General features: G+C 39.2%; 25 protein-coding genes and 1 pseudogene. 10 read left to right on the top strand and 16 right to left on the bottom strand.

What is annotated here, in order from left to right; genetic code table 11:
- Nucleotides 1-294: 294 nt before the first annotated feature.
- On the bottom strand, nucleotides 295-1,428 hold the full coding sequence (locus DKZ56_RS08960) for a glycerate kinase (protein ID WP_208649670.1): 1,134 nt from the start codon (nucleotides 1,426-1,428) through the stop codon (nucleotides 295-297).
- Entirely contained in the window at nucleotides 1,425-2,396 is a 972-nt protein-coding gene (locus tag DKZ56_RS08955; RefSeq protein WP_208649669.1) for a 2-hydroxyacid dehydrogenase, read from the bottom strand. The genes DKZ56_RS08960 and DKZ56_RS08955 overlap by 4 nt, the downstream gene beginning before the upstream one ends.
- A gap of 118 nt (nucleotides 2,397-2,514) precedes the next feature.
- On the opposite strand from DKZ56_RS08955, the gene DKZ56_RS08950 reads away from it, so the two are divergent.
- From DKZ56_RS08950 to DKZ56_RS08925, 6 genes are all read left to right on the top strand, one after another.
- Nucleotides 2,515-3,318, top strand: coding sequence for an EcsC family protein (locus DKZ56_RS08950; protein ID WP_208649668.1), 804 nt, complete (start codon nucleotides 2,515-2,517; stop codon nucleotides 3,316-3,318).
- Nucleotides 3,319-3,677: 359 nt separating this feature from the next.
- On the top strand, nucleotides 3,678-3,968 hold the full coding sequence (locus tag DKZ56_RS08945; protein ID WP_208649667.1) for a hypothetical protein: 291 nt from the start codon (nucleotides 3,678-3,680) through the stop codon (nucleotides 3,966-3,968).
- A gap of 97 nt (nucleotides 3,969-4,065) precedes the next feature.
- Entirely contained in the window at nucleotides 4,066-4,707 is a 642-nt protein-coding gene (locus DKZ56_RS08940) for a GntR family transcriptional regulator (protein WP_208649666.1), read from the top strand.
- A gap of 126 nt (nucleotides 4,708-4,833) precedes the next feature.
- Nucleotides 4,834-5,559 carry a PIG-L deacetylase family protein gene (locus DKZ56_RS08935; protein ID WP_208649665.1) on the top strand — a complete coding sequence of 242 codons (726 nt, stop codon included), beginning with the start codon at nucleotides 4,834-4,836 and terminating at the stop codon, nucleotides 5,557-5,559.
- Complete coding sequence (locus tag DKZ56_RS08930; protein WP_208649664.1) at nucleotides 5,559-6,254, top strand: 4-carboxy-4-hydroxy-2-oxoadipate aldolase/oxaloacetate decarboxylase; 696 nt, start codon at nucleotides 5,559-5,561, stop codon at nucleotides 6,252-6,254. Before DKZ56_RS08935 ends, DKZ56_RS08930 begins: the two co-directional genes overlap by 1 nt.
- A 27-nt stretch (nucleotides 6,255-6,281) precedes the next feature.
- Nucleotides 6,282-7,181, top strand: a complete 900-nt coding sequence (locus DKZ56_RS08925) for a DUF1932 domain-containing protein (protein ID WP_208649663.1) — start codon at nucleotides 6,282-6,284, stop codon at nucleotides 7,179-7,181.
- Nucleotides 7,182-8,084: 903 nt separating this feature from the next.
- On the opposite strand, the pseudogene DKZ56_RS08920 reads toward DKZ56_RS08925, so the two are convergent.
- From DKZ56_RS08920 to DKZ56_RS08895, 6 genes and pseudogenes are all read right to left on the bottom strand, one after another.
- Nucleotides 8,085-8,573, bottom strand: a pseudogene (locus DKZ56_RS08920) (ExeA family protein); the annotation flags it as partial.
- Complete coding sequence (locus tag DKZ56_RS08915; RefSeq protein WP_208649662.1) at nucleotides 8,510-8,866, bottom strand: hypothetical protein; 357 nt, start codon at nucleotides 8,864-8,866, stop codon at nucleotides 8,510-8,512. The pseudogene DKZ56_RS08920 and the gene DKZ56_RS08915, both read right to left, overlap by 64 nt.
- Nucleotides 8,867-8,922: 56 nt before the next feature.
- Nucleotides 8,923-9,861 carry an ABC transporter substrate-binding protein gene (locus DKZ56_RS08910; protein WP_208649661.1) on the bottom strand — a complete coding sequence of 313 codons (939 nt, stop codon included), beginning with the start codon at nucleotides 9,859-9,861 and terminating at the stop codon, nucleotides 8,923-8,925.
- Nucleotides 9,862-9,952: 91 nt separating this feature from the next.
- Nucleotides 9,953-10,366: a Fur family transcriptional regulator gene (locus DKZ56_RS08905; protein WP_208649660.1), complete on the bottom strand. Its 414-nt coding sequence runs from the start codon at nucleotides 10,364-10,366 to the stop codon at nucleotides 9,953-9,955.
- Nucleotides 10,363-11,208, bottom strand: coding sequence for a metal ABC transporter permease (locus DKZ56_RS08900; protein ID WP_208649659.1), 846 nt, complete (start codon nucleotides 11,206-11,208; stop codon nucleotides 10,363-10,365). Before DKZ56_RS08900 ends, DKZ56_RS08905 begins: the two co-directional genes overlap by 4 nt.
- An 11-nt stretch (nucleotides 11,209-11,219) precedes the next feature.
- Nucleotides 11,220-11,960 (bottom strand): metal ABC transporter ATP-binding protein, encoded by a 741-nt coding sequence (locus DKZ56_RS08895; RefSeq protein WP_208649658.1) that lies wholly within the window; start codon nucleotides 11,958-11,960, stop codon nucleotides 11,220-11,222.
- A gap of 110 nt (nucleotides 11,961-12,070) precedes the next feature.
- Here DKZ56_RS08895 and DKZ56_RS08890 point away from each other — a divergent pair, with 110 nt between their 5' ends.
- Entirely contained in the window at nucleotides 12,071-12,319 is a 249-nt protein-coding gene (locus DKZ56_RS08890; protein ID WP_208649657.1) for an isopropylmalate synthase, read from the top strand.
- A 103-nt stretch (nucleotides 12,320-12,422) separates the two neighbouring features.
- Here the strand turns inward: DKZ56_RS08890 and dacB are convergent, their stop codons facing one another.
- The 3 genes from dacB to DKZ56_RS08875 all read right to left on the bottom strand — a co-directional run bounded on the left by dacB (nucleotide 12,423) and on the right by DKZ56_RS08875 (nucleotide 16,165).
- Nucleotides 12,423-13,844 (bottom strand): D-alanyl-D-alanine carboxypeptidase/D-alanyl-D-alanine endopeptidase, encoded by a 1,422-nt coding sequence (gene dacB, locus DKZ56_RS08885; protein WP_208649656.1) that lies wholly within the window; start codon nucleotides 13,842-13,844, stop codon nucleotides 12,423-12,425.
- A 125-nt stretch (nucleotides 13,845-13,969) separates the two neighbouring features.
- Nucleotides 13,970-14,857 (bottom strand): deoxyribonuclease IV, encoded by an 888-nt coding sequence (locus DKZ56_RS08880; RefSeq protein WP_208649655.1) that lies wholly within the window; start codon nucleotides 14,855-14,857, stop codon nucleotides 13,970-13,972.
- Between the two features lie 15 nt (nucleotides 14,858-14,872).
- Complete coding sequence (locus DKZ56_RS08875; RefSeq protein ID WP_208649654.1) at nucleotides 14,873-16,165, bottom strand: DEAD/DEAH box helicase; 1,293 nt, start codon at nucleotides 16,163-16,165, stop codon at nucleotides 14,873-14,875.
- Between the two features lie 302 nt (nucleotides 16,166-16,467).
- Here DKZ56_RS08875 and DKZ56_RS08870 point away from each other — a divergent pair, with 302 nt between their 5' ends.
- On the top strand, nucleotides 16,468-17,040 hold the full coding sequence (locus tag DKZ56_RS08870) for a DUF2642 domain-containing protein (RefSeq protein ID WP_208649653.1): 573 nt from the start codon (nucleotides 16,468-16,470) through the stop codon (nucleotides 17,038-17,040).
- Between the two features lie 53 nt (nucleotides 17,041-17,093).
- Here DKZ56_RS08870 and dctA read toward each other — a convergent pair whose 3' ends face one another.
- Together dctA and DKZ56_RS08860 are read right to left on the bottom strand one after the other, a co-directional pair.
- Nucleotides 17,094-18,353 carry a C4-dicarboxylate transporter DctA gene (dctA, locus tag DKZ56_RS08865; protein WP_208649652.1) on the bottom strand — a complete coding sequence of 420 codons (1,260 nt, stop codon included), beginning with the start codon at nucleotides 18,351-18,353 and terminating at the stop codon, nucleotides 17,094-17,096.
- A gap of 259 nt (nucleotides 18,354-18,612) precedes the next feature.
- The gene (locus DKZ56_RS08860) at nucleotides 18,613-19,668 is read right to left on the bottom strand and encodes a DctP family TRAP transporter solute-binding subunit (protein WP_208649651.1); all 1,056 of its coding nucleotides are present in this window, start codon (nucleotides 19,666-19,668) and stop codon (nucleotides 18,613-18,615) included.
- A gap of 53 nt (nucleotides 19,669-19,721) precedes the next feature.
- Here DKZ56_RS08860 and DKZ56_RS08855 point away from each other — a divergent pair, with 53 nt between their 5' ends.
- The gene (locus tag DKZ56_RS08855; protein WP_208652218.1) at nucleotides 19,722-21,338 is read left to right on the top strand and encodes an ATP-binding protein; all 1,617 of its coding nucleotides are present in this window, start codon (nucleotides 19,722-19,724) and stop codon (nucleotides 21,336-21,338) included.
- A 9-nt stretch (nucleotides 21,339-21,347) separates the two neighbouring features.
- Nucleotides 21,348-22,055: a response regulator gene (locus tag DKZ56_RS08850; protein ID WP_208649650.1), complete on the top strand. Its 708-nt coding sequence runs from the start codon at nucleotides 21,348-21,350 to the stop codon at nucleotides 22,053-22,055.
- Between the two features lie 355 nt (nucleotides 22,056-22,410).
- Here the strand turns inward: DKZ56_RS08850 and DKZ56_RS08845 are convergent, their stop codons facing one another.
- The 3 genes from DKZ56_RS08845 to DKZ56_RS08835 all read right to left on the bottom strand — a co-directional run bounded on the left by DKZ56_RS08845 (nucleotide 22,411) and on the right by DKZ56_RS08835 (nucleotide 25,022).
- Nucleotides 22,411-23,382 (bottom strand): 4-hydroxy-3-methylbut-2-enyl diphosphate reductase, encoded by a 972-nt coding sequence (locus tag DKZ56_RS08845; RefSeq protein WP_208652217.1) that lies wholly within the window; start codon nucleotides 23,380-23,382, stop codon nucleotides 22,411-22,413.
- Between the two features lie 66 nt (nucleotides 23,383-23,448).
- Nucleotides 23,449-23,841: a VrrA/YqfQ family protein gene (vrrA, locus tag DKZ56_RS08840; RefSeq protein ID WP_208649649.1), complete on the bottom strand. Its 393-nt coding sequence runs from the start codon at nucleotides 23,839-23,841 to the stop codon at nucleotides 23,449-23,451.
- Between the two features lie 413 nt (nucleotides 23,842-24,254).
- The gene (locus tag DKZ56_RS08835) at nucleotides 24,255-25,022 is read right to left on the bottom strand and encodes a TSUP family transporter (protein ID WP_208649648.1); all 768 of its coding nucleotides are present in this window, start codon (nucleotides 25,020-25,022) and stop codon (nucleotides 24,255-24,257) included.
- Between the last annotated feature and the right edge of the window lie 115 nt (nucleotides 25,023-25,137).

Raw genomic sequence — 25,137 nt, 5'->3', positions numbered from 1 at the left:
AAAAGGTTTCCTATTTTATTTTTTCATAGTAAAATATGTTAGGAATTAACCATGTTTTCTAACTTTAAGGAGGGATTAATGTGGCCTCAGTTTCAATCGCCATTGGATTTGTTTTATATTTAGCTTATTTAATTTCATTCTGTTTTGCTGAATAAAAAGCTGCGTTCAGTGGCTTTTTATTTTTTTTTGGAGAAGGCGCTGTCCATAAACTTTCTGGACAGTCACTTCTAACAAGATTCCACTATTATAGGAACAAAGGGGCCGCCTCCATATAAATTTCAGCCGGCCCCTTTTCTACATCGATACTTTTATTAGCTCCGCCATATTTTCAGCTAATTCTTCCACAAATCCTCTAGCCTCTTTCATTGATTCTTCCAATGAAATTGGTCCTTTGCAGATGGAAAAGGCTGCAGTAAGCCCCAATTCTTTTAATTCTTTTCTAGATAATTCAATTTTACCACAGATTGCAACAACAGGAATAGAGGATGGTTTAACGAAATCGCTAATACCTTTAATGACTTTTCCATTATAGGTTTGTTGATCTAGCTTTCCTTCCCCAGTAATGACTAAATTAATCGATGGTAATATCTCTTTTAATTTGGAAGTTTCTATTAATATTTCAATACCACGACAAATTTTTGTCTGAAATAAAGCTAAAAAGGAAGCAGGCATGCCACCCGCAGCTCCAGCTCCTTCTTGAGTGAGCAGCTCCTTTTGAAACTGTCTTTCCAGCACAGTACCATAATGAAAAATGATGCGGTCTATATTGTACAAGTCATTCTTTTTTATTCCTTTTTGAGGTCCAAAAATATAAGTGGCACCATTTTCGCCGCATAATGGGTTAATGACATCCGTTGCTAAAAGAAACTCTGCTTCAAAGAGTCGCGTATCCACCTGTTTTAAATCAAGTCTTGCAATTTTTCTTATATCTTCTAATAATTCGATTGTCATCGGCTTTCCACTTTCATCCCGAAAAACCACCCCAAGCTCTGAAAGCATTCCTACTCCTGCATCATTGGTTGCACTGCCGCCAAGTCCAATCACAAAAGTACGGCATCCTTTGTCCAAACCATGTAAAATTAAATTTCCTACGCCATAGCTAAAAGACTGATATGGATTTCTTTCCTTTTCGTTGACAAGGGTTAATCCCGTACTTTTTGCCATTTCGATGTAAGCCGTTTTCTTTTCATAATCAATCGCCATTTCTGCTTGAATCCATCTTCCTAAAGGGTCTTTGGCGTTCACGAATTCCAATTGATATGGATGAATGGAACAAATGCTTTCTAAAAATCCTTCCCCTCCATCGGAAATCGGCATCTCTATCACTTCAGCCTCCAGCACTTTTTCCATTCCATTTCGAATTATTCGGCACAGTTCTGCCGAGGTGAGCGACCCTTTAAAGGAATCCGGCGCCACTAAAATTCTCATTTTCTCCAACCTTTCGTCACAGGAGTTAACGGCTCTTTTCCTGAAAGCACATTGGCGATATTTTTAGCCGCTAGTTCCGCCATGTTTGTCCGCGTCTCATAAGTGGCGCTTCCAATATGAGGAAGCAACATCACATTATCCAATCCCAAGAGACCCTCTACAATTTCAGGCTCATGTTCGTATACATCTAAAGCCGCTCCCGCAATTTTTCCATCTTTTAAATGTTCATACAATGCTTGTTCATCAATTAATGGACCTCGGGATGTATTGATTAAATAGGCATCTTTTTTCATCAAGTTTAATTCATCTCGCCCTATTAAATGGTGAGAGTCTTCATTCAAAGGAGCATGAATGGTGATGTAATCGCATTCCCTTAGCAAATCTTCTAAATTTTTATAGGTTGCGTTCAATGCTTCTTCTTGCGCTTTCGGTAACGGATTTCGATTATAATAGTACACTTCCATTTTGAATCCTTTGGCTCTTTTGCACACAGCTCTTCCAATTCTTCCAAGTCCAATAATTCCTAATTTTTTGCCATAAACCATATTGCCGATAAATAAATGAGGAAGCCATCCGGTAAATTTCCCTTCCCGAACAAACTTATCCGCTTCAACGATTCTTCTTGCAATGCCAAGAATCATCGCCCAAGTTAAATCAGCTGTCGCATCATTTAACACATCAGGCGTGTTTGTAACAATCACTCCATGCTTTTCTGCAGAAGCGATATCAATATTGTTGTACCCGACACCGCAATTTCCAATGACTTTTAATTTCGGTGCTTGCTGGATGATGTCATCAGTCACAAAATTATTCACCATCGTAAGAACCGCATCTTTTTCTTTGATTTTCTCCAGTAGAGTTTTTCCATTCAAAGTTTCTTCCTTTTCCCAAACTTCTACTTCTCCAACAGATTTCAGTATATTTAAGGCAGAATCACTAACTTTGCTTGTAACAAAAATCTTATACATTTCTATCACTCCCCTCCTTTAATATTCTTTATAGCTGGAAATAATCCTTTAAAGAGAGATGAAACTTTTTAACACAGACTTCGTATATAGAAAAAACGTCTACAAAGGAGAGACAAATTTGGAAACGAAAGAACAATTGCTTGCGTATTTAAAAGAAATTGAAACTTGGGAAAAGAAACAAAAAGATCTTTTTTTCTGGGAAAAACTCGGAAGAATTCCTTTTAAATTGTTAGACCGAATCACCCCAAAGTGGATTCAAAAGAAGATTGGAGAATTAGTGGATGAGTTGGGAAGCTACATTCAAACCGGCGGGAAATACTTAGTGAGTGAAGAAGCGATGTTAAAATGGATCAATCAGCTTTCTTCATATAAAAAGATTCAGTCTTTGGGAGACATCAAGAATTTACCTCTAGAAGATATGATCAAAATTTCAGAGGGGCTTGCCAAAAACCGTGCCGCATTTGCAAGTATACAAGGAGCCACTACTGGCGTCGGTGGACTGTTTTCCCTTGTTGTTGACATTCCTATGATTTTAGGAATTTCTCTTAAAACGTTGCAAGAGATTGCCATGATTTATGGGTATGACCCAAAAGATAAAAAAGAGCGCATTTTCATTGTAAAATGTTTACAATTTGCAAACGCGGACATCGTTGGAAAAGAAGCGATTTTAAAAGACTTATCAATGATAGATGAGAAATCATCCGCCGATGTCATTCAGCAGCTAAAGGGGTGGCAAGAAGTGTTTTATACGTTTCGGGATCAATTCGGCTGGAAAAAATTTTTTCAAGCGATTCCCATTGCAGGCATCCTTTTTGGCTCCATCGCGAATAAAAACATGATTGAAACCATTGCCGAAACGGGAGATATGCTTTATCGAAAAAGAAGAGTAAAAGAGCGGCTGAAAGAAATGCCTTCGCTATGAGCCCTTCGTAGCGAAGGTATTTTTTTATGTTATTTAAAAAGGCCTTGTATATTCCCTCGATTATCCATTTTCCTGCATTTATTGCAAAAATTTTTGAGACGGCCCCAATACACATTGACACGCTTTTTTTACTCCTTTATAATTTAAGGAAACTTATTGTTTAACAATTTTGATTTCAATTTTGTTTTTCTATCAAAAATAATAAAGGAGTGGTCATAATTATGGTTAAACAATAGTGATTACAATTTATTGAAACATGTATGTTAGATTTAAAGGAGGAGATGATTGATATACGTATATTTTATTAAAATCATTTAGATTTATTAAAGGGGTTAATTTTATATAGGGGGTTAATTGGGATGAAGAGAAAAACATTATTTTACGTTCTCACATTGGTAATTGCCATGATTCTATTAGCGGCCTGTGGTTCTAGTTCAGATGATTCAAGCAGCGGTTCAGATTCAAACAATGCCGGATCGGAAGAAAAAACTTATACATTTAAACTCGGCCATGAAGCAAAAGAAGGCCACGTAAAATATGCAACTGCTGAAAAATTTAAAGAGGAATTAGAAGCTCGTTCCAATTTATTGAACGATATACAGTACAATTACGGTTACCCTTTGTCAATGTCGTCGGCTTTTATTCATTGAATTTTGAAAAAATACTCATTGCTAGATATACCACATCTTTCGTGATATGATGTATAATAATATTGTTCAACAAAAAATATCAAAGGATGTTTTAGTCATGAAGAGACCTATGGATTTAGCTTATGAGTATATTAAAGAAAGGATATTAAATGGGATTTTCCTTCCTTCCCAAAAATTAAACGAAAGTGACCTAGCAAAAGAAATAGGTGTCAGTCGAAATACAATTAAAAAAGCATTATTGAAGCTTGAACAAGAACATCTTGTTCAAACCGAAGAAAACAAGGGAGCAACCGTTAAAGCATACACTTTGGAGGAAGTGTTGAATTACTTTGAAATCAGGGAAGCATTGGAAGAACTGATCATCAACAGTTCAACCCTTCGTTTAAGCGATGAAGCTATTCAAAAATTAGAAACCATACATGAACAAATGGGAATTTATTTAAATGAAGGAAAGTTTGATGATTACTCCTCCCTAAATAAAGAGTTTCATAAAATTATTTATGAAGCTTGCTCCAATCAACAAGCCGTTGAATTGGTCAATATGATCATAGCGCAATTAATGAAATACCATCTCCGCACTATTCTTGTTCCAGGACGAAATGTTGATTCTTACAATGAACATAAAGCAATTCTTGAAGCGCTTAAAAATCGAGATCCAGAAGCAGCGAAAAAAGCGATGCGTACACATATTGCCAATATTCGAAAAGTCATTGAAGAAAACCATAATTTCTTAATGTAGCATAAACTGTCCATATTTTTCTGGACAGTATTTCTCGTTATCACTATTGACAGAAAATTCAACAGAGATTATAACTCTTTCAACAAGATTATTTAACAATAATGTACATAATAAGGGAAGTAGAAAATGAAAAACAAAAATTTATTAGTTGTTAGTGCACATGCAGGAGATTTCATTTGGCGTGCGGGAGGTACAATCGCCAAATATGTAAAAGAAGGTGCAAATGTAACATTAATTATTTTAAGTTTCGGTGCCCGCGGTGAATCCAATGACCTTTGGAATATTGAAGGGCAAACTTTAGAAAATGTTAAAGCCGTTCGCAGAGCTGAAATCGAAGCAGCTGCAAAACATCTAGGCGTAACAAATTACGAAATTTGGGATTATGAAGACTACCATATGGAAATTACACCTGAACGTACATTGCAATTGCTTCAAAAAATTCGCGAAGTGCGTCCGGACATCATTCTTTCCCACGGTCCTAAAGATGCGTTCAATCCAGACCATGAAACAGTATCCAGCTTCGTCTTTGAAACATCCGTTTTAGCTACATCAAACGGGGTTCGCGATGTGGACTTGCCATGCATTAAGCAAGCAAAATTATTCGGTTTTGAACCTCATCAATCTGAAATCAGCGACTTTAAACCAGATGTAATCGTTGATATTACAGACACTTATGAACAAAAACTAGCAGCCATGAATTGCTTCAAAGCTCAAAAACACTTAATTGATTACTATGCAGCAAAAGCAGCTTTACGTGGCAACCATGCTCGCCGCTGCTCCGGAAAGAATCAATATAAATATGCGGAAGCATTCTACCGATTCTTCCCATTAGTCGGAGAGGAGCTAATTTAATGCAAAAATATGTGATAAAAGATTTTGAACGCCCTTCTAGAAAAATCATTGAAACCTTTAAAGAATTTGATGTTTCCACTGTATACGAAGCACAAGGAAAACAAGGATTATTCCATCATTCCATTAAACCTGTTCAATATGGCAAAACGATTTGCGGCCCTGCTGTTACTGTAACTTGTCCAGCAGGCGACAACTTGATGATTCATGCTGCCATTGAAGTGTGCAAACCTGGCGATATTTTAGTCGTTTCCACTATAGGCGAAAGTGTTTCTGGCATGATCGGGGAATTGATTGTACGCGCATTAATGTACCGCGGTGTACAAGGGCTTATTATTGAAGCTGGCATTCGCGATTTAAGAGCCATTCGTGAATTAGAATTCCCTGTCTGGTCAAAATCCGTTTACTCAGAAGGTACAACAAAAAATCGCGGCGGCTGGGTGAATGCACCTGCCATCTGTGGCGGAGTAGAAGTAAATCCAGGTGATATTATTTTGGCGGATGATGATGGCGTTGTCGTTGTGAAAAAAGAAGATATTGATTCCACATTAGAAGCAACGCAAAAACGAATTGAAAAAGAACAAGGTACAAAAGAAAAAATTGCTAAGGGTGAATTAAGCCTAGATTTCTATCAATTGAGAGAAGTACTTCAAAAAGAAAATGTAATATATTACGATCATATTCACGATGTCAAATAATCTTAAGTTTTATTGGAGGAAGAAAAAATGACAACACCATCCGTCGGTTTTATTGGATATGGCGAAGCTGCCTACTTGATTTCCCAAGGATTAAAACAAGAAGGAATTGAATCCATTTATGCGTTTGATGTCAATGCCAATCATCCATCTTTAGGCGCCGTCATCCAACAACGGGCTAAAGAAAATGGTGTTGAATTGGTGAATTCTTTGAAAGAGTTAATGGAAAAAAGCAATTATGTGTTTTGTGCAACTAGTGCTAAAGTGGCGCTTCCGATAGCAAAGGAAGTGGCTCCTTATTTGACAGAAAAGCATGTATATATTGACATCAATGCTTCCTCCCCTATGGTGAAGGAAGCAATTGCAGAAGTTTTAGAAAATACTGGTGCAGCCTTTGTTGATGTGGCGGTAATGGACAGCGTGCCGTTATGGAAGCACCAAGTGCCGATGTTTATCAGCGGTACAGGAGCAAAAGTTTTTGAAGAATTTGCTTCTTCGTATAATATGAAGGTTACTTTTATTAGCGAAAAAGCCGGCAGTTCATCGGCCATAAAAATGTTTAGAAGCATTTTCATGAAAGGTTTTTCCGCGCTGCTCATTGAAACGATTCAATCTAGCAGCATCTATGGAGTATCTGACATCGTGCTGGAGTCGCTTAATAATTCTGTGACAAAACGCCCTTTGGAAGAAACGGCCAATTTATTATTGAACCGTACATCCATACATGTAGAGCGCCGCGTTTCTGAAATGAGCGAAGTCATCAGTACCCTTGAAATGTTAAATGTAGATGCAACTATGTCTAAAGCAATTAAAGAAAAATTGCAGATGCTTGTGGATTTAAAAGTACGAGAAATTTTAAATAACCAAGCTCCAGAACATTATTCAACATTAATTGATATCTTGAATAATGCGACAGAAAAACATTCTTAACAGATAAATCCCCTTCTTGATATAAATAGAGAGGTATATTAAGAAAAGAATTATTTTTGATAGGCAATGCAATTCCCTATAATTATATTATTCCCTCACCACATTTTAAAAAGACTGTTAGAAAGGTGATCTTTCTAGCAGTCTTTTTCTAATGACTTGAAAAGTATTTAGGAGGAGTCGAACTAATAGAGGTCCATCTGCACCCATTGAAGAAGTATCCGAACTAAATGAGGTTCCATCCGCACTAATTGAAGGGGTATCCGAACTAATTGAGGTTCCATCCGCATCAATTGAAGGGGTATCCGAACTAATTGAGATTCCATCCACACTAATTAAAGGAGTATCCGAACTAAATGTGTGTCCATTCGCACCAATAGAAGGGGCATCCACACTAAATGAGATTCCATTCGCACCAATTAAGGAGATACCCGAACCAAACATTCTTCTATATAAACTAATTAATAGCCTATCCGCACTAAATAGTTATTCATCCCCACTCAATGTTTTATTCTTCCAAATCGAGTAGGAGGGAGCGATTAACTCCCGTCCTCTCACACCACCGTACATACGGTTCCGTATACGGCGGTTCAATTAAGATGATTGACACAAGTTTTCATAACGAGCTTCAAGACTTTTCAGCCCTTGGTTTCTCCAATAGGAGTTACCAAGGGTTCTGTGTAATAATGGACTATTTGAAATACTGTAAATTTTCACATTATTTCAGGCTGACTTTTTCAAATTATTTTGGTTCGTTTTCTGAAATAATGTGCAATTTTTTTGCGGATTATTTTAGATTTTGCGATTTTCCCCAGGTTCTTTGCACATTTTTCCGGTCGTTTTTCGATGATTTTTCCGCCCCTCTTCGAAAAAAATGGAGCCCTCCGTACAAAGAGCTCCGATCGCTTAGTAAAGATGATGTTCCTCTGCCGCCATTCGAACGATTTCTTCATCGATCTGTTCTTTTTTCATTTGGTATCCATACAAGAGGCAAGTCGTGGCTAGGATATTGATCACTCTTGGCCATCCTTGAGATTGTAAAGCGATGGCCTCTAGCGCTGCTGGAGTAAAAATCGGAATCTTCGCTCCCGCCATTTTCATTCGCTGTTCTATATATTGACCAACTTCTTCTTTCGTCAATGGCCCCATTTGATATCGCATGATGATACGTTGATTCAACGGCCGATGCTGGTTGAGCCGAAGCCGCGTTTGTAAATGCGGAAGGCCAGCTAAAATCAAGACAAATGGATTCGTCGAATCCATTTGAAAATTAAACAAAATCGCAAGATCTTGCAGAAAGGCATCTTTAGCCAGATGCATCTCATCCAAAATCAAGACAGGAGTGATTCTTCGTTCGGTGTACAATCGTTCGATTCCTTGCTGAATTTGATAAAATTTCGTGCGTTTACCTCCTCATTTCGTGCGGATACTGCTCCGTTTCGTGCGTTTACCTCCTCATTTCGTGCGGATACTGCTCCGTTTCGTGCGTTTACTCCCCCAATTAGTGCGGATACTTCCACCTTTTGTGCGTTTACTCCTCCAATTGGTGCGGATACTTCCACCTTTTGTGCGTTTACTCCCCCAATTAGTGCGGATACTTCCACCTTTTGTGCGTTTACTCCCCCATTTGGTGCGGATACTTCCACCTTTTGCGCGTTTACTTCTCCATTTAGTACAGATACTTTCAAAAATAAAAAAGGTGTCGTTTCAAAAGTACTTTTGAGACGACACCCTTCTAGTTTTATTATTCAAATATTTCCGGATAAATTGTTTTGGCCATTAATTCGGCTGCTTCTGCAATGCGTGGACCAGGTCTGTCCAAAATATTCGCATCCAGTTCATAAACGGCCCCATTTTGAATAGCCGTAACAGATTCCCAACCTTGGCGAGATTTAATTTCTACTGTTGGATCTTTGCCATAATTCACCGTTGTAATAATTGCATCTGGATTGCGGTTGATAATGTCTTCCTCAGATATTGAAAACCAACCATTTTGATCTCTATAAATATTTTCAATCCCCGCTGCTTCAATTAACTCTTGCTGGAATGTGCCTGAACCAATGGACCAAATATCCGGTGCAGGAGCGATTTCAAAATAAACTTTTTTCTTCTGCTCTATTTTATCTGTTTTTTCTTTCAGTTCAGCAAATTGACCTTTGATTTTTTCAACCAATTCTTTACCTTTGTTTTCAACGCCCATCACTTGGGCAATTTGTCCGATGTCGCCGTACACATCCTCGATGGAGCTGGCGGATTGGATGACAAACACTTTCAATCCCGCGCTTTCCAACTGCTCCACTTGTTCCTCTCCGCCCATTGTGTAGGCAAATACCACATCCGGATTCAATTCAATAACCCTTTCCAAGTTCACATTGATTGTGTCTGATACTTTTTCAATGTTTTGCACTTCTTCCGGCCATACGTCATATTCCGTAACACCAATAACTTTGTCTCCCACGCCTAATTCAAACAAAATTTCCGTATTGCTTGGCTGCAACGAAATGACGGTTTCAGGCACTTTATCAAATGTAATTTCTACCCCGCGGTCATCCACCACCGTATAGGAATCGCCGGATTTTTTGGCATCTGTTTCTTTTGGCGCCGCTTCATCATCCTTGCCGCAGCCTGCTAATGCCAAGGCAAGTATAAGTGCAAGTAAAAAATAGATTCTCTTCAGCTTCATTTCTTACCCCTCTTTATTTCTTTATTTTCCAGGAACAGATTTGCTTATAAATGGTATTTCTTCTGCCCCTTTGTTTGCATCATAAGAAAAATTATACATTACATGCCGGACATTTTCCATAGATTTCAAATTTATGAGATTCAATGGAATAACCTGGTAGCAAGGATTCCATCATTTCCAAAGGACATAACGAAACTTCTTTCACCATTCCGCATTTCATACAAATAAAATGGTGATGATGGTGATCCACTTCACAATGCATGCGGAAATTTTTTTCTCCATTCAATTCAGTTTCTTCTAAAATACCCAACTCTACAAAGGTTGCTAGATTCCGATAAATCGTATCATAGCTCATGCCAGGGTAGTCCTTTTTCAACACTTCCAATAAATCCCGGGCAGTCAAATATTTATCGGTCGCTTCAAACATCGATAAAATGAGCTCCCGTTTATCCGTTTTTTTATACCCATGGGCTTTTAATATTTCCCAAGCTTTTTCCCGATTCATTGCTGCGCCTCCTTCCGAATCGCTTTTTTGAACAAAATAACGATCATTAAAATAAGGATAGAGGTTACGACAATTGTTCCGCCTGGCGCTATATCTAAGTAGAAAGCAAAAATTAAACCTACAATAACCGCTAATTCGCCAAATATAACTGCATAGATCATCGTTCCTTTAAACCCTTTCGCCAATCGCATGGCGCTGGCAACCGGCAATGTTATCATTGAAGAAACGAGCAAAATACCGACAATTCGCATGCTGGCTGCGATAGTTAATGCAACGACCACCATAAATAAAAAATGTATTAATTTCGCCGGAAGCCCGGATGCTTTGGCATATTCTTCATCAAAGGATAAAACGAACATTTCTTTAAAAAAGAGTACCAAAAAAAATAAGACAATCAATGCAATGGCGATTATAATCCATAAATCCTGCCTTGAAACAGCAGAAACCGTGCCAAAGAGATACCCCATCACATCTGTCGTAAACCCATTGGCAAGGGAAATAAAAATGGCGCTTAACCCGATGCCGCACGACATAATAATCGGAATCGCCAATTCCTCGTAATGTTTATATAAAGCTCTTAACCTCTCGATTAGAACGGAACCAAGCACGCTGGCAACGATCCCGAAATAAATTGGATTGAAGAGACTGAAGGCCACAAACTGCTGATTTAGAAGAAGCCCCCCCGTAATCCCAGCTAAAGTAACGTGAGAGAGCGCATCAGCAATTAAAGACATTCGACGAACGACAATAAAAACACCGAGGAGCGGCGCAAAAAAACCAATGATCATTCCTGAAAGAAAGGCATTTTGTAAGAATTCATAATGTACAATTGCATCTAACATAACCGCTCTCCTTACACTGCACGTACGGAATGGCCGTACCATTCGTAAATTTGTTCTTTAGGAAGTTGATTATATTTCTCCATTTCCCCATAAAACAAAATGCGTTGATTTAAAAACGCCACATGGCTAATCTGATGGGAAGGCGTTTCAATGTCATGGGTTACTAAAATGATGGTTAAATGATGTTTCTTATTTAATTCCTCCAACATATCATAAAATGATTGAACATTCTTGATATCCACGCCTACTGTTGGTTCATCTAAAACGAGCAATTTCGGCTCTGCAATCAATGCTCGGGCGATAAACACCCGCTGCTGCTGACCGCCAGAAAGTTCACCGATATTTCGGTGAAGAAATTGTTCCATTCCCACGGCGGCTAAAGCGTCATACACCCGTTTTTTCGCATCTTTTGGCATTCGTTTAAATAAACCAACTTTTTTCGTCAGCCCGCTTTGCACCACTTCTTTTACCGTTGCGGGAAAAGCGGTGTTGAAGGCATTAGACTTTTGGGAAACATACCCAACCCATTCCCAATGTTGAAATGAAGAAATCGGCTCGTCAAAAAGCTTGATTTCTCCTTTTGCTTTAAGCAAACCTAAAATGATTTTTAATAAAGTCGATTTTCCTGAACCATTGGGTCCAATCAGAGCTAAAAAATCCCCTTCTTCTACTTTTAAAGAAACGTTATTTAAAACGAGATTCGAACCATATTTAAAAGAAATATTTTCTAACTCGACAAAAGGTTTTTTCATCTTTTCTCTTCTTTCTAATTCAAAATCATTACGATTTACATTTTGTAAGTATAAGGGATTTGCATTTCTTTGTAAAGTTTTCTTGCTTGATAAAAAGAAAGGATGACGAAATGAATCAAATTATTGAATTTTGGGAATCTTTATTATCGAAATCCGATATAGAAATTCGAAAAATGGCTAAACAATATGGGATGGATTTAACAATTGAAGAAATCCAAAAGCTTCGGTCCCTTGCCCAAAAGGCTAATATCACTTGGCTTGTAACGGGAATCCCTGAACGGGTGTTGAAGGAAGCGGAAAAAATTTTAGGTTCAAAGAAATATAAAAAATATAAAAAAATGCTCGATGAATGGAGATAATGCATGAAAAGAAGAGCGAATGGAAATTTTTCGAACCCATCGCTCTTTTTTTATGAATGGAATGATTTGCAAAAATCTATAATCCCTCTGTCCAAACGCTGGGTTAAAACTGCTCGATTATCGTTTCGACTACTTTATCTATCTCATGGATTTTATTTCTCGTCTGATTTTGAGTCATGACTGCAAAAGCGTACGTTTTCCCGCTATTTGCCTTCACATATCCGGCTAATGTATACACTCCTGTAATATGGCCAGTTTTTGCAAAAATTCGTTCTTTCAAATGGTCTTCCAAAAATCTTTCCCGGAGCGATCCGCCGATTGTGCGGTCTTTCTCTCCCCCTACAGGCAAACTTTCAAAAAAGATAGGGAAAAACGACTCGCTTCGAACCTTTACTAATAAATTCGTCAACTCATTGGCAGTTGTTCGATTTTGATGGGATATACCAGAACCGTCTTCAAACTGCCAATCTGACATATTTAAGCCAAGCTGCTCTCCATAATTTCGAATCACCTTCAACCCGCTTTCAAAATTGCCCTCTCCATATACTTTTTGTCCCATTGTTTTCACTAAAATATCCGCAATGCTGTTGTTGCTCAATTTCAAAAATGGATGGACGAGGTCTTCTAAAGGCTGGGATGGTTTGGAATAAACCAGCACTGCATTTTCGGTCACAGGTTTTCTTTCGATGGATGTGTTATAAAAAACAAAACCTTCTTCCTCCAATGTTTTCTTGAAGGCTATAAGGGTATTCACCGTTGGATTATACAACGTCACCCAATCTTTATAAGGTTCTCCCATCGGAATATTTCCAGAAATGACAATCTTGTTAGAACGATATTTCCGGATGATTTCGATTGTGTTTCGTTCGTTTGAAGATACGGTCTTTGCTTCATTCACAAAAATCATGCCGCTATCATTTGGTTCAAATTCAATCGTTGGTTTTTCACCTATTGTTGTCGGTTTGACATGAACAATAATTGTCCCGGCATCGTAATCGTCATCCGGCGACATGGTGAGGGCGCTGATTCTTGCAGCATAATAATAGCTCTCATCCTCTTTTGCAATGCCTGGAGAGAGTTGCTCACCATCAAAATAAAAATCATCGCCATATAAATTGCCACGAATGGAATGGATGCCCAACAATCTAAAAAAATCCGCAATTTGCAAGAAATGCTTCTTTTGAAACGTCGGGTCACCTTGCCCTTTCAAATAAAGATTCCCAATTAATTCTCCGTTTTCGATTTGGCCATCAAGGTACACATCTGTCTGGAAACGGAAATCTTCCCCTAATGTATGTAATGCACTAGATGCGGTCAGCAATTTCAATGTAGATGCTGGCTTCATTCCCACATCTCCATTTTTTTCATATACTATTTTTCCGCTTTCCATATCCCGAATCGAAACGCTTATATTCGAAGTCCCTAAATTTGTTTTCACTGTTTCATCCAACGATTTTCCTTGTACTGGATGAATATAGAAAAAAATGAATAATGCTAAAAACGCCAAAATATATCTTTTCTTCATGCCAGCCACCTTCATTCAATTTCCTTACCCTTCTAGTTTGGCCAACATTTCCTTTTTTTATATGGTAATGAACTAGTTCGTCTATAAAATAAAACGAAAAAAAAGAGCGAGAATTTTTCCCGCTCTTACTTTCTCAAAGCATCAATCCATTCCGGATGAAACTCTCCTGTTTTCAACATTTCAATTTCCTCTTTATATGGAGCCTTTTTATTTTTAGAATCTGAACCAACCCAAGGCGTTTCAAGAATTTTTGGGATATCTTTAAATACCTCATGATGAACGATGTAGTTTAGCGCGTCAAATCCAATATGGCCGAAACCTAGATTCTCATGGCGGTCTTTTCTTGCGCCGCGTTCGTTTTTGCTGTCGTTGATATGAACCACTTTAATGCGGTCAAGACCGATGATCTTATCGAACTCTTCCAACACGCCATCGAAATCTTCAACGATGTTATAGCCCGCATCATGGGTATGGCATGTATCAAAGCAAACGGAAAGGCGCTCATTGTTCGTTACGCCCTCGATGATTTGCGCAATTTCTTCAAAGGTTTTTCCGCATTCCGAACCTTTTCCAGCCATCGTTTCAAGGGCAATTTGCACTTCGGAATCCACCGAAAGCACTTCATTCAACCCTTCAATAATTTTTTTAATGCCTTTTTCTTCTCCTTCGCCCACATGGGAACCGGGATGGAGAACGATTTGTGTGGCGCCGATTGCTTCTGTGCGCTCCATTTCCTTTTGCAAAAATTCTACACCTAAAGCAAAGACTTCCGGTTTTACCGTATTGGCGATGTTGATGATATATGGGGCATGTACAACAATATTGGAGATGCCGTTTTCCTTCATATGATTTAGCCCCGCTTCAATATTCAATTCTTCAATGGCTTTTCGTCTAGTATTTTGGGGAGCACCTGTATAAATCATAAAGGTTGTTGCTCCGTAAGATGCGGCTTCTTCACTGGCAGCAAGGAGCATTTTCTTGCCGCTCATGGATACGTGTGAACCAATTAACATTCCCAATTTCCCTTTCTATCGATGACTCTTTTTCAACTTTTTCTTAATTTTTTGCATTTCCATGCGCATTTGTTTCTTATATCCAGGTTTTACTTTTTTCGGTTTTCGGACAATCGCTTTGGCAATTTTATCTAATTCATTTTCTTGTTTAATACGTTTCTTGCGTGCTTGGCGGTCTTTTAATTCGACCCATTCTCCATCCTTAATATCCCGATGTTTGAATGGAATGCCCAGCTTTTCATCAATGCGGTCCAAATCGTCCTCATCATCCGGACCATATAAAGTGATCGCTGTTCCTTCCAAACCTGCACGCGCCGTTCTTCCAACGCGGTGTACAAAAAACTCCAAATCTTCCGGAAGCTCATAATTGATTACATGGGAAACGCCTTCAATATCAATGCCCCTTGCTGCCAAATCAGTGGCAACAATATATGGGAATTCCAAATCGCGAATCTGCTTCATCATTTTTTTGCGTTCTCTTGGCGTTAAATCCCCATGAATTTCTCCGGTGCGGATTCCATTTTCGGATAAGAAGCTTGCCACTTCATCCGCTGTTTTTCTCGTATTGCAGAAAATGAGGCACAAAAATGGATTGATGGTGTTGCATACTTCCAACAATTTGTCCTTCCGGTTTTTTGAGCGAATTGGCACAAGGAAAAATTCGATGCCTTCTGCGACCGGTCTCCGATCATTTATTTTAATGTGGACAGGAGATTCCATATATTTTTTCAGAAATGGCTGCAATTTTACAGGAATGGTCGCTGAAAACACATACATTTCTAATTTCTCAGGCATTCTGGCAGCGAACCCGTCAATTTCTTCAATAAATCCCATGTCGAAAGCTAGGTCTGCTTCATCCACGACTAAAATCGGCGCTTTATGGACTAAGAGCGCATTTTCCTTCACTAAATCATGAATACGCCCAGGTGTCCCCACCACGATATGAGGCTGAGTTTTCAGTTTTTCCATCAATCTCTGCTTATCCGTACCGCCGATCAATAATTTCGACGTAATTTCTGTGCCTTCAATGATTTCTTTTAAACGTTCGTAAATTTGTGTCGCCAATTCTCTTGTTGGAGAAGTAATGACAGCTTGTACTTCCTGTTTATTTACATCAATCCGTTGAACGATCGGCAATAAAAAGGCGTGGGTTTTCCCAGTTCCGGTATGGGCTTGTCCAATGGCGCTTTTCCCTTCCAGAATCAACGGAATCATTTCTTTTTGAATCGGAGTTGGTTCTTTAAAGCCGAGTTTTTGAATGGCGTCCATAATAAAAGGTTTCAATTGAAATTCTGTAAAGTTCGACATCCTTCGTCCCTCCTAACATAAGTTATATTGTAACATCACCCTATGTCATAGAACAATGATTACAGCTTTTGCGTGCGAATTTTATCAATTGCCGCCTTTCTGAACTGGAATATAAAAAGACGACTCATAATATAATGTCTAGTACTAAACATTTCTGGAATGCGGGATAACAAGAGAAAGATCAGTATTGGAAAGGAGGAAGGAACATATTCCAAAGTCTGCAAAAAGAGATTATCGTCATTGAAATATCTGGCGGAAAACGCTTAAACGGCTCCGTTGTCGATTCCAGTGATGAACTCATCGTGCTATATGATGGGAATAAATTTGTCTATATACCATTTGAACATATCCAATCATTCTATAAAGATTTCGAAAACGAAAATAATATTCAAACTCCATCAGAAATCCCGGCATTTATTTCGCGGGTCAACCAAAATTTGACGCTTAAAAATATTCTCACATTGGCGAAGGGCATCCACGTGGAAATCATGGTCGCCAAAAACGAACCCCTGCATGGTGTGATCACAACCATCAAAGACGACTATTTTGTATTCGAGTCGCCTGTTTACAAAAGGATGTTCATTGCCCAGTACCATTTGAAATGGCTGATACCACATTTGAACCAATTACCTTATGGCCTTAGCGAGAAAGAATTTCAGCATTTCGCATCGGCAAACGATGAAACCTTTCAAAGCACTTTCGTTTCCCAGCTGGCTGAATTGAAAAATCAAATGGCTATATTGAATTTGGGGAAAGATTTTTCCCACATCGGGAAAGTCATCAATGTAAACAATCAGTTGATCAGTATAGAAAACGGAAAATCGAAACTCACTTATTTTAATCTCTCCCACATTCAAACCCTTCAACTAGTTTAATGGAAAAAAGGCTTTCAAGAAAGTTCTTTACCTTCTTAAAAGCCTTTTTCTTATTAGTGGGCTTCCAATTTGTGCTGTTTCAATTCTTCGTATTTCGCCACATCAAATTCTTTTTCCGATTTTGAAATCACGACCGCTGATAACGCATTCCCTATCAAATTCGTCACGGAACGGGCTTCTGACATAAAGCGGTCCACACCGATCAACAGGGCGATCCCTTCAATCGGAATCATCGGGAATGCCGAGAGTGTCGCCGCAAGTGTGATAAATCCGGAGCCCGTCACCCCGGCAGCCCCTTTGGACGTAATCATCAACACGGCCAGGATGGTAACAATTTGAACCCATGTTAAATGAATGCCATAGGCTTGCGCTATAAATAAAGTTGCCATCGACAAATAGATCGCTGTTCCATCCAAGTTGAAGGAGTAGCCGGTTGGAACGACCAATCCGACTGTTTGTTTGGAACAACCAAACTGTTCCAACTTTCTGATCAAAGAAGGCAATGCCGATTCAGATGAAGATGTCCCGATGACGATGAAAATTTCTTCTTTGATATAGGCAATAAATTTTAAGATATTGATGCCATAAAATCTGGCGATGGAACCTAAAATGAACACGATAAATATAAACATGGTCGTATAAACGGAAACCATTAAAAGCCCCAAGTTTGCCAAAGACTTGATTCCGAAGTTGCCGATCGTATAGGCCATTGCACCAAATGCCCCAATCGGTGAAAAGATCATCACCATGCCGACCATTTTGAAAAAGATTTCTGAAACGTTTTCAAAAAAGGTAATCACAGGTTTCGCCCGCTCTCCGACAGCCGCCGCCGCAAGTCCAAACAACACCGCCGCAAACAACGTCGGTAATAATTCGCCATTGGCCAATGCCCCTACAAAGTTGTCAGGTATAATACTGGAAATAAAATGTGCAAGCCCATGCTCCGATTCGGAAGCCGCCGAAGTGTATTTTGAAATGTCGACATTTCCTGCAGCAGAGGTATCCAATCCTTTACCTGGTTGAATGACTAGTGCAACGATGATTCCCATGGCAAGGGCAATAGTGGAAACGATTTCAAAATAGATCAGCGCTTTGCCGCCGATTTTTCCGACCTTCTTTACATCCCCCATGCTGCCGATTCCAACGACCACCGTCAAAAAGATGATTGGGGCAATCAACATCTTGATCAATTTAATAAATAAATCCGCAAGTATCTTCAACTTTGCCCCAAATTCAGGCCAAACCGCCCCTACAATAATCCCCAAGATGATTGCTATAATCACTTGAACTGTAAGATTTTTCAATATTTTCATATCATCATCCCCGTCAAAAATTGATTTGTTGTTATGCTTGAATCTATAATAATAAAAATTATTTGAAAATTAGTTTTTCGTTTATAAAGGTTATTTCGTTTGTTTTGTTCATTATCCGGAAGAATCCTTAAAAACCCTGATGTTTCAAGGGTTTTCGTGTTATATGACTGATCTTTAAAGTAATTCTTTTGTTATATAACAAAAATAAAAAAGGTCCCCTTTTTCAAGGAAACCTTCATTTTGTTCATTTTGTTCAATTTCAAAAATCTTCCACTTTATCGATATCTTGCAGAAGCAGATTGAAATATGTGCCATTCACCTTTTGATTAAAGTATTCGTAAAGGGGGCTGACAGATTGCATCCATTGCTTTTTATTTTGTTCATTCAATTGGATTATTTCCACATTCGGTTCTTTATAAAGCTTCTCCAAAAATTCCCCGTTGATCCGTTCAGCCAACTCAAATTGCCATTCTTGCATTTCTTCCAATGATTCGATGATGATTTGTTGATCCTCTTCCGTTAAACTATTCCAAAAATTTTCATTCATCATCACCGCATAGGCCATGATGCAATGATTGGAAAGGGTGATGTGATTTTCCATTGTATAAAATTTTTTCGAATAAATATTCGAAATCGTGTTTTCCTGGGCATCAATCAACTGGTTTTGAATTTCATAATAGACATCATCAAAATTTAAAGGGATCGGCTCCCCATTTAGCTTGCGATATTGTTCTTTAATGATATCGCTGCCCATCGTCCGGATCTGTTTCCCTTTGAAATCTTCCGCACGGATAATCGGTTGGTTGGAAGAGATTTGCTTGAATCCGTTGCTCCAAAAAGTGAGCCCTTTGATATGAAGCTTTGACAATTCTTCCAACAGCTTGCCGCTCAACTCCCCGGTCAAAACGGCCTTCAACTGTTCGTTGGTTTCGATGACAAAGGGCAAATCCAGCACCTGCCAACTTGGCAAACGTTCGGTCATTTTGGAAGTGGTCGGGGCGATCATTTGCACTTCATTATCCAACAAGGCTTCCAATTCATCATAATCGCTGTACAACATGCCGTCAGGATACACTTTCACCATGATCCGACCCCCGCTTTTTTCTTCCACCAGTTCCGCAAATTTTTTGGCCGCCATCCCTTTTGGCGTATTTTCCGCCACAACATGGCTGAAATTGATGATGATTTGATCATCCAATCCCACTTGTTCATCATCATAGGCTATTTTTTCTTTTGAAAATGCCCCTTGCTGATATGCGATCAATCCTATGACAAGCAGAATCGTCAAAACTGCACTACCCAAAAAATATTTCATACGTTTCACCATAGCCACTGTAATATAATATGATTATAGCCATTATGGCAAAAATGCATTCGGAGGGCAATGAATTGAAAAGAAGAAAATTATCAATGAATTCGAAAATCATGTTCCTCACCTTTTTCATTATTGCCTTCTCCTTTTTTATTGCGGGCAGTTTTGTCCTTGGTAGTATGATAAAGGAAAGGGAAAAAGAAATTGGGCAAAGGGCCATGCTCGTTGCACGAACGGTGGCCAATCTGCCCGAATTGAAAACCTCTCTCCAAAACGAAAACTTCGGTGAGGCGTCAAAGAAAATCAATCAAATCGTTGACGAAATCCGCACCATTAACCGCGCAGAGTATATTGTTGTGATGGATATGAACCGGATCAAATATTCCCATCCGTCCAAAAATCAAATCGGACAAATAAGCAAGTCCACCGATATCAATGCAGCCTTTGCGGAACATTATTATCTTTCAAAGGCAAAAGGTGAAAAAGGAATCATGTTGCGGGCATTTGTTCCAATCATGGATGAAAATAAACAAATTGGCGTAACAGTGGTCGGTTACTCGCTGCCCACTTTCTCAGACTTTTTTTCTGAGTATTCAAATGAGATTTTAATCACTTTTGCCCTGTCAATGTTGTTTAGCGCATTTGGAGCGAAAGCCCTTGGCATGCATATCAAAAAACAAATTTTTGGACTTGAACCCCATGAAATTGCAAAACTCTATGTAGAGCGGACGGAAACCTTCAATTCCATGCATGACGGAATCATTGCCATCGACCAGGATTTGAAAATCACCATTTTTAATCAAAAGGCTTGCGAAATCTTGGGCGTGGATCTGGAACCTTCCCAATGCATCGGAAAAAGGATCGAAGACGTGATTCCTGACACAAGGCTGCCGGAAATTGTGTACTCCAAAAAACCGGTGTATGACCAGGAAATTTTTGTGAACAACCACAGCATTTTAAGCAACCGCATCCCCATTTCCGTAGATGGGCAAGTGGTGGGAGCCGTGGCGGTATTCAAAGACTTGACGGCCTTCAAAAAAATGGCGGAAGAATTGACGGGCGTCAAAGCTTATGTACAAGCATTGCGTGTCCAAACCCATGAATACAAAAACAAACTCCATACCATTGCGGGGCTGTTGCATTTAGGACGGACAAAACAAGCGCTCGAATACTTATCCCAAGTATCGAGCCAACATGATAATGTCACAAAATTTCTGAATGAAAGGATTTATAATGAGAATATCTCCGGCCTATTGTTAGGCAAAATCATCCGTGGACAGGAATTGGGGATTAAGGTTACCATCGATAAAGAAAGCCATTTTACCAGATTTCCTGAAAAGCTGGATTATCATGATTTTGTGGTATTATTGGGCAATTTGATTGAAAACGCCTTTGATGCGTTGATCATGGCCAATAAAGACGAAAAAGAAATCCACATTTCAATCGATGACCGGGATGAAGTCCTCGCGATCGAAGTGAGTGACAACGGCATCGGCATGACGGAAGAAGTGAAGTCGCAAATTTTTGAAAGAGGTTTTTCTACAAAAGAAAAAGAAAATCGTGGAATCGGGTTGTACCTGGTGAAAGAAATTGTGAAAAAAGGAAATGGTGTCATCGAAGTGTACAGCGAACCTGACAAAGGAACCACATTCTTGATAACATTCAATTTTTAGGAGGATTTCATGGCAATTAAAGTGTTATTGATCGAAGACGATCCAATGGTTAGGGAAGTCAATCGGCAATTTATTGAAAAAGTGGAAGACTTTGAAGTCATTGCCATGTGCAAAAATGGCGTCGAAGGTTTTCAAAAAATCCTGGAATGTAAACCGGATTTGGTATTCATGGATATATTCATGCCCGAACAGGACGGACTCTCCACTTTAAGAAAAATCCGGTCGGAATATTTGCCTGTGGATTGCATTGCCGTCACAGCGGCGAATGATTTGCAAACCATTCAGCAAATTTTGCACTTGGGCGTGTACGACTATATTATGAAACCCTTCACCTTCGAACGGATGCAGCAAACGTTGTTGAATTATAAAAAGTTTAAACATGTCAGCGCCGAAACACGGATTTTGAATCAGGAAGAGTTGGACAACCTTATTCATCCCCATGGGAACATGGAAAATCGGGAAACAAAGAGCGGCCATTTGCCCGAGGAACTTCCGAAGGGGTTCAACCGTTCAACGCTCAATAAAGTCCTCCACTATCTGAAAGAAGCAGAAAATGGGGCCTCCGCCGATGATGTGGCGGCAGCCATCGGGGTGGCAAGAGTCACGGCAAGACGGTATCTGGATTTTTTGGAAAAGCAAAATATGGTGAGTGTCGATGTGCATTATGGCGGCATCGGAAGACCCATCAACCAATACTTTATTCAGAAGGGAAATTAAGCACAAAAAAAAGGCTGGGACAAAAGATAAAAAACACCATTTTCTCACTTGAGAAAATGGTGTTTTTTTGATAATTGAAGAAAATTGATTTCCGTTCCGGGGACGCTTTCCGCTGGCCCGGCTAGACTCTCCTCTGAGTTATCCCTTCGCTCCTCGTGGTCTTGAGAGGGCTCGTCGCAGGAAAGCTTTGAATTTACTTCCTTAAACTTGCTCCGCTTTGCGACTAAGCGTGCGCGACAGAAACTCGCCCCGTCACTCCTATCAATTTTCTACGATATCAATTTTTACAAAAAATTCTTTTTGCAGCTCGTTCATTTTATTAGTTATGTCCCAGCCTCTTTTATATTTTCTCCCATTATTCTTCGGGCAGAATTTTCTTCACCGGTTTCGGTTCTTTGATTTTCGGAAGGATTTTATCAAGAGTAACTGTGCGTTTAATTTCATGGGTCGATGGGTCATTTTTGTCGAACTTCTCCAAAAATGCAATGACTTCCTTGACAATCGGCGTTGGTGTGGAAGCTCCTGCCGTCACCGCCACCTTCTCCGTATCCATTAACCATTCGATTTTCAATTCGGATAGATCGGCGATTCGGTATGCGGGTGTTCCCGCAATTTCTTCCGACACTTGTTTTAACCGGTTAGTATTGTTGGAGCGAGGATCGCCTACAACAATGAGCAAATCTGCATCTTTTGCCTGATTCGCAACTGCTTCCTGGCGCACTTGTGTAGCCATGCAAATTTCTTTATGGACTTCGATAGTTGGATATTTTTCTTTAATATAGTCCATTAAATGTTTAACATCCCATTGGCTCATCGTTGTTTGATTAGTCACGAGCAATTTTTCATTTTGCAAATTCAATTTGTCAATATCTTCTTTCTTCTCCACTATATGCACGTGTTCTGGCGCAACTCCAATTGCCCCTTCAGGCTCCGGATGATTCTTTTTGCCGATATATATAATATCATAACCTTGGCTCGATTTTTCCCGAATTAAATCATGGGTTACAGTCACGTCCGGGCAAGTTGCATCTATCGCAACAAGACCTTTTCGTTTCGCAATTTCACGTACTTCCGGGGAAACCCCATGAGCCGTGAAGATGACGGTCCCTTTATCCACTTTCTCGATGATTTCTTTTCGATTTTCACCGTCAAGGGTAATAATTCCTTCCTTTTCAAAAGCATCTACAACGTGTTTATTATGAACAATCATTCCTAATATATAAATTGGTCTTGGTAATGTTTTATCCAATGAAGCATTTCTTGCGATAACCATTGCATCCACTACGCCATAGCAATAGCCTCGAGGATTTATTTTGATGACTTCCATCATGTCAACTCCTTCTGTTGGTACATAGTATTATTATACCGGAGCTGACCTATGATTACAAAGCATCTATTCTAGATTATCGTAAGGAGGTTGATAGATTTTTGGCATGGATGGCTTGCTTTCATTAGATGTTCTGGATGGTTTTCTTTTTTCTTCATTCAATGGGCTGCCTGGCGAGGGGATTCCTTGAAATCCTTTATATAATTTCCACAATGCAGGCAAATTCCGAAGCATCGGTGCAGCCTGTTGGATATATGGCTGGAAGCTTTGGGCTGTCGCTAAAAATCGATTGGCTGTTTCCAAAATGGAATCGATTTTGGCTGTTCCTTTTGGCGCTTGGAAACCTGGTGGCATTGGTGGCGGGTATGGTCCTGGTCTAAAACCGTATTGTGGAGGTCTTGGTGCGAAATAATTCGGTCTTCCCGGCGGCATCTGGTAAGGATAATGAGGTGGTCGCATGGAAATCTCCTTTCTTGACATAAGCCTTCTATTAGCTATCATATGCAAACTGTGAATGAATGGTACAGCACCATACGTTCCCATCTGCCATATTTGGACGGCTTTTCGTTGACAGGGATTTCGTAGTGTTATAGCTTTCCTGCGACGAGCCCTCTCAAGACCACGAGGAGCGAAGGGATAACTCAGAGGAGAGTCTAGCCGGGCCAGCGGAAAGTAAACCCGAATTCAAACGACGCATTTCAACCAATCGCACCTCCCTGTAAGATAGAGTTATCGATTACAGAGGAGGTGTTTTTGTTTGGCAATTGAAAATAACCAAAAACAATGGGGATAAATGGAAAAAAGGAGAATTTGAGTTGGCTCAAATTCTCCTTTTTCCTATCTAGAAGCTAGTTTTGTCCCAGCCTCTTTTTCTATCCTATAAAATAGTCGTATGTATTTTTTGCAAGTAACGCAACTGTAACAACGATAAATAAAACTCGTACATAACCAGAACCTCGTTTGATTGCAAAACTTGAACCAATAATAGCACCGATAATTTGACCAAACCCCATAATAATCCCATAACTATAATTGATTTGATCTAGAAAAATGAACATGATCAAAGCACCGATATTGCTTGCGAAATTTAAAAATTTTGCATTTCCAGCCGCTTTTAAAAAATCAAAACCAATTAATAAAAAGGCAAAAATTAAAAAGGAACCGGTCCCAGGGCCAAGGAATCCATCATAAAATCCGATAGCAAAAACTAACAAGAAGAAACCAATATACTTTTTTGTAGATAACTTCTGATAAGTTGAGATACTGCCCCAATCTTTTTTGAAAATAGTATAGATAGCGACAGCAGCTAACATGACTAGCATTAATGGTTTTAAAATATTAGGATCCATTAAGTGAACGGTCCATGCACCAATCATTGCTGCTATAAAGACAAAAGGAAAAAGGTGTTTTACTGTATGTAAATCCATCTTTCCAGATCGATAAAAAGAGATTGTGCTCGTAAGGGAACCGAGAGTTCCTGCCAATTTATTTGTGGCGACCGCTGCTGATGGACTTAAGCCAGTAAACATTAAAGCAGGTAATGAAATCAGTCCACCGCCCCCAACTACCGAATCGATGAAGGCCGCTAAAAAACCAAAAAGAAATAATGTAATAATTAATGATAATTCCATATCTAACATGAATATTCAGCAACCTTCCTATACAATTGTTAACGACTATACCAATATAACATATAAAAATAATCACTAGCGTCGCATTAAAATAATTTAACACCTTTAAATAAACCGAATTTTC

Source organism: Ureibacillus thermophilus, assembly GCF_004331915.1.
GTDB lineage: Bacteria > Bacillota > Bacilli > Bacillales_A > Planococcaceae > Ureibacillus > Ureibacillus thermophilus.
Note: the sequence above shows the minus strand (reverse complement) of the source record. Positions and strands in the feature narration are given on the sequence as shown.